The organism is Phenylobacterium sp. (assembly GCF_030693805.1).
Lineage (GTDB): Bacteria > Pseudomonadota > Alphaproteobacteria > Caulobacterales > Caulobacteraceae > Phenylobacterium.
Window position 1 is genome coordinate 17,761 of record NZ_JAUXZW010000179.1, and the last position, 14,220, is coordinate 31,980.

The window sequence follows — 14,220 nt, forward strand, 5'->3', positions numbered from 1 at the left end:
CCCCAATGCGCCGCGCAGGCGTCATCCGCTTCTACGATGCGGGCGGCGTAGCGTCATGGCGATTCCGCGGCGCGGCGCAGCTGTGCATGCACTCGCTCCATCACTGAAGACTCGCCTACACCCCTTGGGCGCGAGACCAACCCGCCCCTAGGACGGCCGCGACGCCGTGGCGTCCAGCCGCCGCTTGGCTTCGGCGACGACGTCGGCGGGCAGCGGCCCCTTGCGCGCGGCCTCGACGTTGCTGCGCAGGTGGTCGAGGCTCTTGGTGCCGATGATCGTGGTGTCGAGATCGGGCGAGGCGAGAGCGAAGCGGGTCATAAACTCGATGCGGCCCATGCCGTCCATCAGCTCGTCGAGCTTGGCCTGCTCCCAGCGCCCGGTCATCTCGTCGCGGCTCAGCATGTAGTAACGCTTGTCCCAGTTGTCGGGCGCGCCGCGCGCCACGGCGCCGCGGATGATGATGCCCGCTCCGGCCGCAGACGCCCTGGCGATGATCGCTTCGTGCTCGCGCTGCAATGCGGAATACGGGATCTGGAAGACGTCGAACACGCCCGCATCGACCTGCTCGGCGAGCTCCGGCAGCGTGCCCGAGATGCCGATGTAGCGGACCTTCCCCTCCTGCTTCAGCGCCAGCAGCTCCTCCAGCGCGCCGTCCTCCTCCCAACCCTTGCGGGTCAGGCTGCGATGGAACTGCGCCACGTCCAGATGGTCGGTCTTCATGGTGCGCAGGCTGTGCTCGACGCCGGCGCGGATGTTCTCCTGGGTGTGGACGTGCGGCCCGCCCATGCCGGCGCCCGGCGTGCAGCCGCACTTGGTGGCCAGCACGAACTCGTCGCGCCGCCCGGAGATCGCCTTGCCGATGCGCTCTTCGCTGACGCCGTAGCAGACCGCCGTGTCGATGAAGTTGATGCCTGCGTCGAGCACCGCGTTCAGGACCGCGCCCGCCTCGTCGTCGGTGATCTCGTTGGCGGCGGGCGGCCCGCCCAGGTCCATGGCGCCGAAGCCCAGCACGGTGACCGAGAGGCCGGTCCGGCCCAGCTGACGTCGTTCGAGATCGCTCATAGGCATCTCCTGATTGGCGGCTTGAATCCTATGGGCTCGGAGCCGGTCTAGTCCACCGTCTCCAGGACCGGCTCGTCGGCGACGACCAGTTCGATCAGCAGGTCCTTGGCGTCGATCGCGGCGCCCGGGGTCACGTGCAGCTTGGCGACCATGCCGGAGACCTGGGCGTAGAGTTGGGTCTCCATCTTCATCGCCTCGATCGACAACAGCGGATCGCCGCGCGCCACCGTCTGGCCCTCCTGCACGCTGATCGAGGAGACCACGCCCGGCATCGGGGCGGCCACGTGGCCTTCGTCCTCGTCGTCGGCCTTGGGCCGAACGGCGGTCTTGCCGGTGACGGAACGGTCGGGAACCTTGACCACCCGCGGCTGGCCGTTGAGCTCGAAGAACACCGAGACCAGGCCGTCGTCGTCGTCCGCCTCGCCGATCGCGCGCAAGGTGACCACCAGCCGCTTGCCGCGTTCCAGCTCCACGGCGATCTCCTCGCCAACGCTCATGCCGTAGAAGAAGGTCGGCGTCGGCAACCGCGACACCGGCCCATAGGCGCGGTCGCTGGCGCAGTAGTCCTCGAACACCTTGGGATACATCAGTGACGAGGCCAGGCCCTTGTCGTCGATCTGACGGCCGACGCGGGCGCTGACGGCGGTGCGCACCGCCTCCAGGTCGGCGTGCGGGATCAGCGAGCCCGGACGCGCGGTATAGGCCTCGGCGCCCTTCAACGCCTTCTTTTGCAGGTCGGCGGGCCACCCGCCGGGAGGCTGGCCCAGATCGCCGCGCAGCATCTCCACCACCGACTGCGGGAAGGCCACGTCGCGCGCGGGGTCCAGCACGTCGCTCGGCGTCAGCCCTTGCGAGACCATCATCAGCGCCATGTCGCCGACGACCTTCGACGATGGCGTCACCTTGACGATGTCGCCGAACATGTCGTTGGCCGCACGATAGGCGCGGGCCACGTCATGCCATCGGGAGTCCAGACCGAGGCCTCTGGCCTGTTCGCGCAGGTTGGTGAACTGGCCGCCTGGCAGTTCGTGCAGATAGACCTCCGAGGCGCCGGACTTCAGGTCGCTCTCGAACGCCGCGTACTGGCCGCGCACCGCTTCCCAGTAGAAGCTGATCGAACGGATCGCCTCGGGATCGAGGCCAGTATCGCGAGGGGTCCCGCGCAGCGCCTCGACGATCGAGCCCAGGCAGGGTTGCGAGGTGGTTCCGGACATCGCGTCCATCGCCGCGTCGAAGGCGTCGACGCCGGCGTCCACCGCGGCCAGGATCGTCGCCCCGGCTATGCCGGAGGTGTCGTGGGTGTGCAGGTGGATCGGCAGGCCGACCTGCTGCTTCAGCTCGGTGATCAGCACCTTGGCCGCCGCGGGCTTCAGCAACCCGGCCATGTCCTTGATCGCCAGCACGTGGCAGCCGGCGGCCTCCAACTGCTTGGCCACGCCCACGTAGTAGGCCAGCGAGTACTTGTGCCGCGACGGATCGAGGATGTCGCCGGTGTAGCAGATCGCGCCCTCGGCTATTCTGCCGGCCTCGGCCACCGCATCGATGGCGACGCGCATGTTCTCGACCCAGTTGAAGCAGTCGAACACCCGAAACAGGTCGACGCCGGCGTCCGCCGCCTGGCGGATGAAGAAGCGCACCACGTTGTCGGGATAGTTGGCGTAGCCGACGCCGTTGGCGCCGCGCAGCAGCATCTGCATCAGGGCGTGCGGCGTGCGTTCGCGCAGCATCGCCAGTCGCTCCCACGGGTCCTCCAGCAGGAAGCGCATGGCGACGTCGAAGGTCGCCCCGCCCCAGCATTCCAGGGACATCAGCTCCGGCAGGCCGTCGGCGTAGGCCCGCGCGGCGCGGGCGATGTCGATGGTGCGGAACCGCGTGGCCAGCAGCGACTGGTGGGCGTCGCGCATGGTGGTGTCGGTGACCAGCGGCCGGTCGTGAGCCAACATCCAGTCGGCAAAACCCTTGGGGCCAAGACGTTCCAGGCGCTTTCGCGCGCTGTCGGCCGGTGCAGCCGGTGCGAACACCGGCGCCACGGACTTGCGGGCCTGGGGCGAGGGCCTGGGACGGTTGCGGACCTCGGGCTGGCCATTGACGCTGACGTCGGCGACGTAGCGCAGCAGCTTGGTCGCCCGGTCGCGTCGGGCGCTGCGGCGAAACAGCTCCGGCGTCTCGTCGATGAAGCGGGTGGTGTAGGCGTTCGACTGAAACTTCGGATGCGCCAGCACGGCCTCGACGAAGGCGAGGTTGGTCGCCACCCCGCGGATCCGGTATTCGCGCAGCGCCCGGTCCATCCGCGCGATCACCTCGGCCGGCGTCGGCGCCCATGCGGTGACCTTCTCCAGCAGCGGATCGTAGAAGCGGGTGACCACGGCGCCCGAATAGGCGGTGCCGCCATCAACGCGGATGCCGAAGCCGAACGCGCCGCGATAGGCGCTGATCCGGCCGTAGTCGGGGATGAAGTTGTTCTCCGGGTCCTCGGTGGTGATCCGGCACTGCAGCGCGTGACCGCTGAGCCGCAGCTCGGCCTGCGGCGGCACGCCGGTCTCCTCGGCGACGCCCAGGCGCCCACCCTCGGTGATGCGGATCTGCGCCTTGACGATGTCGATGCCGGTGACCGTCTCGGTGACGGTGTGCTCCACCTGGATGCGCGGATTGACCTCGATGAAATAGAAGGCGCCGGTGTCCACATCCATCAGGAACTCGACGGTGCCCGCGCCCACGTAGTTGGCGGCGCGGCCGATCATCAGGGCCGCCTCGCACAGCTCCGCACGCTGCGCCTCGTCCAGATAGGGGGCCGGCGCGCGCTCGATGATCTTCTGGTGGCGGCGCTGGATCGAGCAGTCGCGCTCGAACAGGTGGAACAGGTTCCCGTGGTTGTCGCCGAGCAGTTGCACTTCCACGTGCCGCGCCCGCTGGACTAGCTTCTCCAGGTAGACCTCGTCCTTGCCGAACGCCGCCTTGGCCTCGCGCCTGGCAGAGGCGACGGCGTCGAGCAGTTGGCTTTCGGCCTCGATGGGGCGCATGCCGCGCCCGCCGCCGCCCCACGAGGCCTTCAGCATCACCGGATAGCCGACCACCTGCGCCATCCGCTTGATCTCCGCCGGGTCGTTCGGCAGCGGCGTGGTCGCCGGCATCACTGGCGCGCCGGCGGAGATCGCCAGGTTGCGCGCCGCCACCTTGTCGCCGAGGGCTCGCATGGTGGCGGGGCTGGGGCCGATGAAGGCGATGCCGGCGGCGGCGCAGGCCTCGGCGAATTCGGGGCTCTCCGAAAGGAACCCGTAACCAGGATGGATCGCGTCGGCCTTGGCCTCGAGCGCGACGCGGATCACCTCGTCTATCGACAGATAGGCCTCGATCGGTCCCATCCCGGCGCCGATCAGATAGGCCTCGTCAGCCTTGAACCGATGTAGCGACAGTTTGTCCTGCTCGGCATAGATCGCGATCGTGGCGATCCCCATTTCCGCGGCGGCGCGGAACACGCGGATGGCGATTTCCGACCGGTTGGCGACGAGCAGGCGTTTGATGGCGCGCAAGTGATGATCTTCGGCTTGAGGTCAGGACGCTGGAATCCTTGAACCGGCCCTTCGCCCGCCCCGGAACGTCCCGCCTGCCGCTAGGGCAGGCGGCTGCGTTCTATACGAGAGGCGGGCAGGCGCGCGCCCAAAAAATGCGGGTCTGCATGCAATCTCGCAGCTTTGCCTTCGGTCGGTTCAGGCCGCGACGACCTGACCGGCTGAGGGCGCCCGTTCAGCGATCGGACGGAAGATCACGTTCAGCACCATCGGCCGGTCGTCGGCGCGGGCCGGCGGCGGGACCATCATGAAGGCGTTCTCGTCGTCGCAGCGGAACAGGCCGGGCGCGGCCTCGCTCATGCCTTCGTACAGGCGCTGGGCTGGGATGGGCGGCGCCAGGGCGTGACCCACCTTGGCCTCCAGGTCCTGCAGCGGCGCGAAGGACACCGCCTCGATCTGCACGAATGCATAGAGCTTGCCGAACTGCAGTCCGATCGCGAAGCGGCAGTCGCCCACCGGCGCGGTGGCGCGGAAGTAGCCGTCGTGGGTGGCGTAGGCCTCGACCTGGGTCAGCTCCACCGAACCGCCGCCGGCGACCATGATCGGGATCATCGTCGGCTTGTGCAGGAAATCGGCGTAGCGGAGCTGAAGCCCGAACCGCCGCTGGGTGAGCAGCGCCAGGCTGAGGGGCAGGCCTTCGTCGCGGATCTCGGCCGGCAGGTACATCCGGTCGGCGTTCTTCAGGTAGTAGAGCCCGCTCTGGCGCAGGCCCTCGGCCCCGCGGTCGGCGTCGAACAGCTTCAGCATGTCCTCGGTGCCGAGGTTCACGTCGTGCTCGAAGTCCTTGAGCACATCGATCTCATCCTTGGTCGGCAGGAACATCAGGCGGGCCATGGCGGCCGCGGCGGCCTGGCGGCTGGCGTCGGCGTCGTCGGAAGCCGGCGGTCGGACAAACGCCTGACCGTAGCTGCGCGCATAGTCGACGCAGGCCTCGCCGATCGCCTCGCGCACCGCGCTCTGGCGGCCCTTGACGCTGACCTTGGCCCGGACGGACTTGCCGTCGGCCGTGTAGTCGACGACCGAGCCTTGCGCCACGGTGCAGAGCTGCTCCAGCACCGAGACGTTGGTGCTGAGGCCCGACAGCGTCGTGAAGTCGTAGTGGTCCGGACCGATGAAGCCGCGCTTGTCGTGGCGGGTACGCTCCTGGGCGCGCAGCAGCAGATAGAGGCCGGCGACCTTGACCTTGAGCGCGGTCTCGAACAGCGGCGCGATCTGGTTTTGGGCGGTGCCGTTGTAGCCCAGGTCGACCAGCGCCAGGGTGTCGCCGGCCCGCGCTCCGGTCTCCTTGGCGACGTACTTGATCAGCCGCGCGGCGAACGCGGTCGATCGGGCGACGATCCGTTCGATCGACTTGGGCGCGAGCACGGCCTCGGCGAATGCGGCGGACGATCCGCCGGCGTCGCGCACCAGGCGCTTAACCTCGTCGCGGTCGAACAGGAGTTGGCGGGCGATGACATCCTGGCGGGTGATGGTCAGTTCGCTCTCAACGAAGCGGCGGATCTTCTCCGCTTCGGTCATCGCCGCCGCCGTGGCGGTGAACCGGCTGAGTTCCAGCGACGAGACAGCCGGACCGTCAGCGTCGGCGATCGCCTCATAGACCCGGCGCGGCAGGTGGCCGTCGCGCAGCAGGAACACCAGGCGGACCCGGCCGTCCGTATGCTGACGAAGCGCCTTCGCCTCGTCCTTCACCCAGCGGGCGAAGCCGTGGAGTATGGGGCCCAGGGTCGCGTAGCCGAAGCGTGGCGCCGGTGAGACGTCGGCGCCGACCATGGCGATCTGGGCGCGATGCGGCTGGCGGATCGCCTGGGCGGCCATGCCGGCCGGCTCGATGATCGCGCGGACCGCAGCCTCCAGCCGCAGGCGCTGCGTGGTCGCCTCGTCGAACTGCTCCAGGTGGATCGCCTTGACGCCCGTGGCGATCGGCGCTTCGTAGTCGGCCACGCGATTGTCGCCCAGGTGCAGCACGGCGCCGGCGGGAACAGCCAACTCGCGCAGCACATCGCGGAACAGGCCCGTCGACTTGGTCACGCCGTACTCGCTGGAACAGAAGATCCGGTCGATCAGGCCCAACACCTCGTCGCCGGCGGCCGAGCGGATCAGCGCTTCCAGATGGTCGCGGCTGAGGTAGATGTCGCTGACCACCACAACCTTCATGCCGCGCGCTTTCGCCGCGCGCATCAGCGCCACGGTGGGGGCGAAGGCGAAGGTGTGGCGGGCCTCGGCCGCCAGTTCGCGCGCGATCGCGTCTGCGCGCTCGGCAGGGTCGGCGTCTTCCAGCAACCCGTCGTAGATTTCGGCGATGGTGATCTCGGAGCGTTCGTGGCGGACCATGGCGCGCTCGCGCGCGGCCTCCTCGCTCCACATGCGGTGGTAGACGCCGGCGGTGTCTGAGAACAACTCGGCGAACACGTCGCGCGGCGCATGCGTATTGCGCCAGATCAGGGTGTCGAAGCAGTCCAGCGACAGCACCTTCAGGCCGGCGGGCGCGGCGTCGAGGGCGCTGGCCAGGCGATCGGGGGTGATCGACCGTTCGGTCATGAGGGTGCGCCTTTCGAGCAGGGCGATGGACCTTGGCTCTGGTCCTAGGCGCTGGGCATTTGGTTTCCGTTAACGCTAAATTTCTCCGCGCGCGCGAGGGTCCGACGATCCGAAGCCCCCCTTGCGGAGCCGCGTATGAGCATCCAGTTCGCCAAGGCCATCGTCGAGCGCATCGGGGCCGGCTCAATGGTCCATGTCGGCGCATCCGAGGACGACGCCCTGGTCCGCGAACTGGCGCTGAACGGCTGTCGCGCGCGCCGCGCCGAGGACGCGGTGGGCGAGGCGTTCGACGTGATCATCCTCGACCTCGCAGGCGTCAGCCCGATCGCGCCGATCCTGCGCGTCCTGTCGGGCTTCAAGAGCGCCGACACCCTGGTCCTGCGTTGCCTGGAGGTGAACCGCTGGGAGGGCGACCAGGTGCTGTTCGCGGCGGGCTGGCGCCGCCACCCCGCCGGCCTGCTGACCCACGAGTACGAAGGCCTGAACGACACGGCCTATGGGATCGTCAACTTCTACCAGCGGATTCCCGCGGCCGCCGCGGCACGCTGGTCGGTGGAGGACCTGCAGAAGGACCGCGGCCTGCACATGGACATGCTGCGAGAGTCCGGCTCGCGCGCCGACGCCCATGTCGTGCGCTATTCGCTGGCGGCGGAGTACGTGCGGCCCGGCGACAGGGTGTTGGATTGCGCCTGCGGCCTGGGATACGGCGCCGCTGTGCTGGCCGCCTTGTCCCGCGGCGCGGACTTCCTGGGCATGGACCTGGATCCGGAGACCGCCGAGTACGCGCAGGCCAACTACGGCGGGCCCGGCCTGCGCTACGCCGCTGGCGACGTGGCCGTGCTGGAGGGCGTGGCCGACAGCTCCATCGATCTGATCGTGTCGATGGAGACCCTGGAGCACGTGCCGGACTGGGAGGGTGCGCTGGCCGCCTTCCGCCGGGTGCTGAAGCCTGACGGCCGCGTCGTCTGTTCGGTGCCCGACCGCTGGATGGACGAGACCGGCGAGGACCCCAACCCCCACCACCTGCACGTCTTCGACTGGGACAAGCTTGCACAGGGCCTCGGCCAGCACTTCATCCTGGAGTCCAAGTACGTGCAGTCGGCGCCGGGCGGCTTCAAGCTGCCGGAATCTCCGCGCCTGCTGCGCCAGTGGCCGATGGAAGCCAACGACGATACCGAGTGGCTGCTGGCGGTGGTCTCCGCCAACCCCTTCGCCGCCGACGAGGCGCAGATCGCCGGCTTCCGCCATCCGCAGTTCGCCGCCGACGGCGCGAGCCTGCCCACCGTGGTGGATTTCGCCGGCTCCTACGACAACCCGTATCTCTACCGCACGCTGATCCAGATGGGCGAACGGCTGCGCGACGACGACAAGCTGTTCCGCCTGGCGCTGATGATCGCCGAGAACGCCCGCGCCGACTCCCCTGATCGCGGCGGAGCGATCACCGTGCTGGGCTATCGCGTCCTCGAGGGTCGCAGCCTGGACGACGTGCCGAACGTCATCGGGCTGATCGAAAGTTACGAGGCCGCAGGCGACAACGGCGGCGACGCGCACACCGCGCGCTGGCGCATCTCCCACGCCTTCCTGGCCGGCAAGCTGATGGAGCTCACGGGCGACCATGCCGGCGCCATCGCCTGGTACCGCAAGGCCGCCGAGCTCGACTGGCGCGCGTTCTCGCCGTTGCTGGCCACGAAGACCGTGGCCGCCAGCTTCTTCGAAGGCCGACTGCACCTGACCGCCGGAGACGAAGGCGCCGCGCGCGCCTGTTTCGAGGCTGGCGTGCGCGAAGCCCTGGAGGCCGCCCGAGCCCCCACAACCGAGGTCATCGGCGACGCAGCCAGCCCCCTGCCCTTCGGGCTGCAGGAGCTGGCCGAGGTGATCGACATGGGCTCGCAGTGCGCCAGCGCGCTGGCCAACCTGCCGCTGTGGCGCCGCAGCCCGGGCCTGTTCGCCCGCCAGATCGACACACGACGCTTCGGCCTCGCCAGTTGGGCCAAGGACCTGGAGCAGGAGAACCGCCGCCTCGCCGGCGTGGGATTCTAGCCGCGCCGGTACAGGAAGTTCAGCACGTCGCCGGTGGGCGTGTCGCGGAACTCCGGGTTCTGCTTCTTGTGGATGAAGGTCAGCCCCGCGGCGCCCAGCACCTCGTCGACGCCGGAGACCTGGGCCGCGTCGGTCTCGATCAGCTCGATGGACACCGACTTGACGCGCGTGTCCGCCAGCACCACCCGGCCGCCGCGCACGATATCGAGCTCGATGCCGTCGACATCGATCTTCACATGGTCGGGGACGGCGACGCCGAGGTCGCGGCAGAAGCCGTCTATGTCATAGCCGATCATCCCCTGCCGAAAGGCCACCTCATAGGGTCGCCCGCGGAAATCCAGGTCGCTGCCGAAGCTGGACATGGAGTGGCCGAAGCTGACGTCGGCGAGGTTGATGGTGCTGGCCGCCGGCTCTTGCGCGAAGGCCAGGCAATAGGCGGTGATCTGGTCCTGCAGGCCGTTGAGCATGATGTTTGCGCACAGGTGGAAGTAGTTGGCGAAGTGCGGCTCGAAGGCCAGGACCCGTAACCCCCGCTTGGCCGCATACAGCGAATAGACGCCGACGTTGGCGCCGATGTCCCACAGCGTCTCGCCGGGCTCGAAGCCGTCGATCCACTCGATGGTCTCCGGCTCCTTGGTGAGCAGGGTGTCGTAGCGCCAGCCGCTGCCCTGCCGCGCGAAGAAGATCGGGCCCGCCGGGGTCGAGGTGACGCCCACATCGCCCAGGCCCAGGGCGCTCGCCACATCGACGTCGATCATGGCTACATCGCCGAGCTGTACTGGAGGCCGCGGTGGTAGACGGTCAGCGCCAGCGAGTTACGGATCGCCTCGTCGGGTCCGAGCTCCTTGACGCTGTGCCAACTCTCGTCGGTGCGCACGAATCCGTAGGCCGAATTAGGCTTGAACGGATTGGTCTTCAGCTCCTGGAAGCCGTCCGGCGTACGCTCGTGGAACGTGGTGCCCAGGTGGACCTGGCTGTCGTCGGCCGGCAGGTAGAACTGCAGAGTGGCGATCTTGGTCGCCGCGTCCGGATGCACGCCGATGCGGTAGCCCGGCAGGTCGCGGTAGAGCAGCGGCACCGCGGTCATCGCCGGGCGGTCGGCGCCGTATTGCGTCTCCAGGGTGACGCGGAACTTGGCGGCCAGCGCGTTCAGCAGGGTCTGAGAGGTCAGCGCCTGGGTCAGGCCTCGCCAGAACTCCCGGTCGGCCGCATCCAGCCGCTCCAACGACTGTTCGGTGAAGTCCAGCAGCTTGCGGGTGACGCGGCCGTCCGGCGCGACGGCGTCGGGATGGCGGATGTCGTCAAGCGCCTCGTCGGCCGGCAGGCGGGCGAGGATCTCCTGGAACACCTCCGGCGGGAACGCGTCCTCGATGTAGAAGTTCTCGCTTGGGCGCGATTCGATCGTCGCCGCGCCGATCGCCTCGGCAAGGCGCCTGGCGACGCAGTGGGCATGGTCTTCCGTCAACTGGGCCTCCTCGCACAGTCGTAAGCGGCGACCATGCGAGTTTATGGTTAACGAGAGCCTAGTCGGCGGCTGCCGGCGCGCCGCCGCTAAACGCCTTGCGGGTCAGCCGGATGGCCGGGATCAGCAGCACGCTGAGCCATCCGGAGAGACGGAAGGTGTCGATCGTCGCCAGCAGATAGGCCTGGCCAACCCCTGATGGACCACACGCGGCTAGCCGAATTCCTGGGTCAGGCGACCGCGCGCGGCGAACTGCGCCCGTGCAATCCGACGGCCGCCGCCGAGGCTGGGATGAGCATGACGACGATGGCGGTGGCCTGGGTGCTGTCCCACCCGGCGATCACCTCGGCGATCATCGGCGCGAGCCGGCCCGAGCAGCTCGCCGACAGCCTGGCCGCGGCCGAGACCGGCGTCTTTGTCCGCCGACCTCAAGGCCAAGCTCGACGCATTGACCCACCCGTGGCGCGCGGTCGACGCCGACCGCTAGCCGGCTAGCCGGCTAGCCGCACGTGAAGCTCGCCGCGCTATTGGGGTCGCCGCCCTTGTAGCGCGGCAGAGCCGGGTACTGGCACATCGGGCGCGAGCGACGTGGCGCAGCGCCCTCCGGATCGCTGGCGACGAGCTGTGAGGGCGCCTCGCCCCTCTCGACCCAGGCCTCGAGCGCCGACAACGCATCGAACCGCCCCGGACCCGCGCCGCCGCCGCAGTGGGAGACGCCCACGGCGGTGAACAGCCGCGTGCGATCCGCCACCTCGATCTTGCTGGCGCCCGCCTTGAGTTGCACGTCGGTCACCCGGCGCATCGCCTCGAAGTAGTCGTAGGTCGAACGCGCCGGAATCAGCTGGTCGTAGGTCCCGGTCCACATCAGCAGCTTGCCGCCGCGGCGCATGAACGGCGAGATGTCCGGGTTCTCGCTGTAGATCAGCACGTTGGAGAGGGCGTTCCGCTCGCCGGCGTAGTTGGCCACCGGATCGTTCTTGGAGAGGTCGAGGTCGGCGTCGCGCTCCAGGCCGGCCGCCTGGTGGTGCATGCCCCAGACATACTGGATGTCGCGCGTCGGCGTGACGAAGAAGTCGTAGGAACTCAGCTCCGATCCCTTGGGCAGCCCGAAGGTCACCAACGTGCCGTCCGCCGCGTGATGATCCTGATAGACCGTGCGCACGCCCGCCACCTGGGCGGGGGTCAGGCAGGCGTCGCCGGACCGGCCGGGCTTGCAGGCCAGCACCTTGGGGTCCCAGGCGCACTTCAGCGGTTCGGTGACCAGGCCGTCCTTCAGGCCGTCGTTCGCATCGCACGCCGCCAGCACCGAGTCGTTGATCAACGAGATCTGCGCCTTCGAGGGCTTCGACGCGGGATCGGCGAAGGCGCGGCCGGCCATGATCATGCTGGCCAAGGGTCGGTTGGCGAAGGCCGGCGCCCCGGCGATGACGCCCTCATAGTCCTCGGGGTAGCGCTGCACCGAGGCGAGCGCCTGGCGTCCGCCGGTCGAACACCCCTGGAAATAAGCATGCTCGGGCGCGCGACCGTAGTGGGCGGCCGCCACCTGCTTGCCGACCACCGCCGTCCAGTGGACGGCGCGGTAGGCGAAGTCCTCCAAAGCCTGGACGTTCGCCTCGCCGTTCGGCAGCGCGGCCCAGGTGTTGTCGCGAGAATCGGCACTCGGATGTCCGGCGTCGGTCTGCAGCGTCGCGTAGCCGCGGGCGAGATAGCTGATCGCGCCAGAGTCGCCTTCGAGGCGCACATTGCCGGCCTTCCCGCCGCCGCCGATGCCGATCACCTTGCCGTTCCAGCGCTCGGGCATGCGGAACACCACGCCGATCTTCGAACCCGCAACCGGCGAGACCTCGCCAACCACCTCGCAGAAGGCCTGCGACTCGCCCGCCGATTTGAGGGCCGCCTCCAGAACCTTGGTCTTGGGGAACCGCCCTGGCTGCGCCAGCGCCGAACAGGCTGCGGCCGCATCGGCGGCGATCGCGTGGTCGCCGCGGTTGAGCGCGGGCGCGAACGAAGCCGTCGTGGCCGCAAGGCCCGCAAGCGCCCAGATCATGGCTCGGCCCATGGTCGACGTCCCCCTGTCTTGGCCGGGCGTTCGCCGGCCTTTGCTGAAGCTTAGCGCCGCACCTGCCGAGCGGCAATCAAACGCCGGTCGGCGGGACCGCGGCGACGGCACGCCTGCGGCCGGGGAACGAGGCCAGCAGGGCTACCGCCACCGCGCCGCTGACCACGATCGCGCCGGCCAGCAGGAAGGCGGCGTTGAAGTCGCCGGTCGATTTGATGATCACCCCGGTGATGATCGGCGCGGAGATGCCGGCGACGTTGGCCACGAACACCAGATAGCCGGCGACCGAGCCGATGTGGCGCTCAGGCGTCGTCGCCACCGCAAGCGCGGTGTAGCTGGCGGCGGTCAGGTACATGAAGAAGATCGCCGCCCCCATCAGCGTCAGGGCCGAGAACGGCGTGCGGAACTGCGGCGCCAGCGCCACGCAGACCGCGGCGACGGCCAGGCCGCCGACGATCATCAGCTTGCGGGCCAGGATCTCGTTCTTCAGCAGCCGCGAGAGCATGTCGGACAAGTAGCCGCCCGCCACAAGTCCCAGGGCGCCGGCGCCCCACGGCGCGGCGGTCGCCAGGCTCATGTGCGCCAGGTCCATATGCAGGCTTTTGGACAGGTAGCTGGGGAACCAGGACAGGAAGAAATACAGCAGGTAGCCGTAGGCGAAGAAGCCGGCGGCGCTGGCCACCACCGCCGGGTGGGCGATGGATCCCCACAATGTCTGGCCGGGGTTGATGGTGCTGCGCGCGACCGGCGCCGGCGGGGCGTCGGCGTCGACTTCGGGTTCCTGCGGACGGTCGCGGGCCAGCAGCATCCAGGCGACCAGCCACACCAGACCGATGGCGCCGACTGCGACAAAGGCCGCGCGCCAACCGGCGGCGACCGCGATGACGCCGACAATCGGCCCGGCGACCGCTCCGCCCAGCGGCTGGCCGGCGCTCGCCAAGCCGTAGGCGCCTGCGTAGCGCCTCGAGCCGAACCAGGAGTAGGTCATTTTGCTGGTGGCCGGCGTGAACGGCGCCTCGCCGACGCCGAACACGAACCGCACGCCTAGCAGGGCGAGCAAGCTGTTGACCGCACCGGTCAGCGCACAGAACACCGACCAGATCAGCATCGCCACGCCCAGCACGCGCCGGGGTCCGAAGCGGTCCGTCAGCCACCCGCCGACGACGGTGAACAGCGTATACCCAATGGAGAAGAAGCTGAGCGCCAGGCCCAGCTCGGCGGGGTCCAGATCCAGGTCTTGCTGGATCATCGGCGCCAGCACGCCGAACACCGCGCGATCCATGTAGCCGATCAGCGCGCCTGAAAAGATCAGGCCAAGCAGTAGCCACTCCTTGGCCTTGTACATCGGTGTCCCGCCCCGTCGTTTCTTGTCTTTGCCGTCCAGCTTATACGCGGGCGGCGCAGTCGCGCGACAGCGTGATCGCCACGCGGCGACGCCGCCTGCGCCGGCATCGACCGCGTCAACGCCGCCATCGCTGGCCCGCTGGCGG

Annotated in this window: 9 protein-coding genes; 2 read left to right on the forward strand and 7 right to left on the reverse strand. The window is 69.1% G+C overall.

The window, feature by feature from the left end; genetic code table 11:
• Positions 1-147: 147 nt before the first annotated feature.
• From Q8M88_RS07430 to Q8M88_RS07440, 3 genes are all read right to left on the reverse strand, one after another.
• Positions 148-1,062 carry an aldo/keto reductase gene (locus tag Q8M88_RS07430; protein ID WP_305595929.1) on the reverse strand — a complete coding sequence of 305 codons (915 nt, stop codon included), beginning with the start codon at positions 1,060-1,062 and terminating at the stop codon, positions 148-150.
• Between the two features lie 47 nt (positions 1,063-1,109).
• On the reverse strand, positions 1,110-4,592 hold the full coding sequence (gene pyc, locus Q8M88_RS07435) for a pyruvate carboxylase (RefSeq protein ID WP_305595933.1): 3,483 nt from the start codon (positions 4,590-4,592) through the stop codon (positions 1,110-1,112).
• A gap of 177 nt (positions 4,593-4,769) precedes the next feature.
• Complete coding sequence (locus Q8M88_RS07440; RefSeq protein WP_305595937.1) at positions 4,770-7,169, reverse strand: HAD family hydrolase; 2,400 nt, start codon at positions 7,167-7,169, stop codon at positions 4,770-4,772.
• Positions 7,170-7,304: 135 nt separating this feature from the next.
• Between Q8M88_RS07440 and Q8M88_RS07445 the strand changes: the two genes are divergently transcribed.
• Positions 7,305-9,209: a bifunctional 2-polyprenyl-6-hydroxyphenol methylase/3-demethylubiquinol 3-O-methyltransferase UbiG gene (locus tag Q8M88_RS07445; RefSeq protein WP_305595939.1), complete on the forward strand. Its 1,905-nt coding sequence runs from the start codon at positions 7,305-7,307 to the stop codon at positions 9,207-9,209.
• On the opposite strand, the gene Q8M88_RS07450 is transcribed toward Q8M88_RS07445, so the two are convergent.
• A complete protein-coding gene (locus tag Q8M88_RS07450; protein ID WP_305595941.1) occupies positions 9,206-9,967 on the reverse strand; it encodes an FkbM family methyltransferase in 762 nt (253 codons plus the stop codon). The two genes, Q8M88_RS07445 and Q8M88_RS07450, sit on opposite strands and share 4 nt — an antisense overlap.
• A gap of 2 nt (positions 9,968-9,969) precedes the next feature.
• On the reverse strand, positions 9,970-10,674 hold the full coding sequence (locus tag Q8M88_RS07455; protein ID WP_305595943.1) for a hypothetical protein: 705 nt from the start codon (positions 10,672-10,674) through the stop codon (positions 9,970-9,972).
• A 195-nt stretch (positions 10,675-10,869) separates the two neighbouring features.
• Between Q8M88_RS07455 and Q8M88_RS07460 the strand changes: the two genes are divergently transcribed.
• A complete protein-coding gene (locus tag Q8M88_RS07460; protein WP_305595945.1) occupies positions 10,870-11,166 on the forward strand; it encodes an aldo/keto reductase in 297 nt (98 codons plus the stop codon).
• Positions 11,167-11,170: 4 nt separating this feature from the next.
• Here Q8M88_RS07460 and Q8M88_RS07465 read toward each other — a convergent pair whose 3' ends face one another.
• Together Q8M88_RS07465 and Q8M88_RS07470 are read right to left on the reverse strand one after the other, a co-directional pair.
• Positions 11,171-12,730 carry a tannase/feruloyl esterase family alpha/beta hydrolase gene (locus tag Q8M88_RS07465; protein ID WP_305595947.1) on the reverse strand — a complete coding sequence of 520 codons (1,560 nt, stop codon included), beginning with the start codon at positions 12,728-12,730 and terminating at the stop codon, positions 11,171-11,173.
• A gap of 76 nt (positions 12,731-12,806) precedes the next feature.
• Positions 12,807-14,075, reverse strand: coding sequence for an MFS transporter (locus tag Q8M88_RS07470; protein ID WP_305595949.1), 1,269 nt, complete (start codon positions 14,073-14,075; stop codon positions 12,807-12,809).
• Positions 14,076-14,220 lie beyond the last annotated feature (145 nt).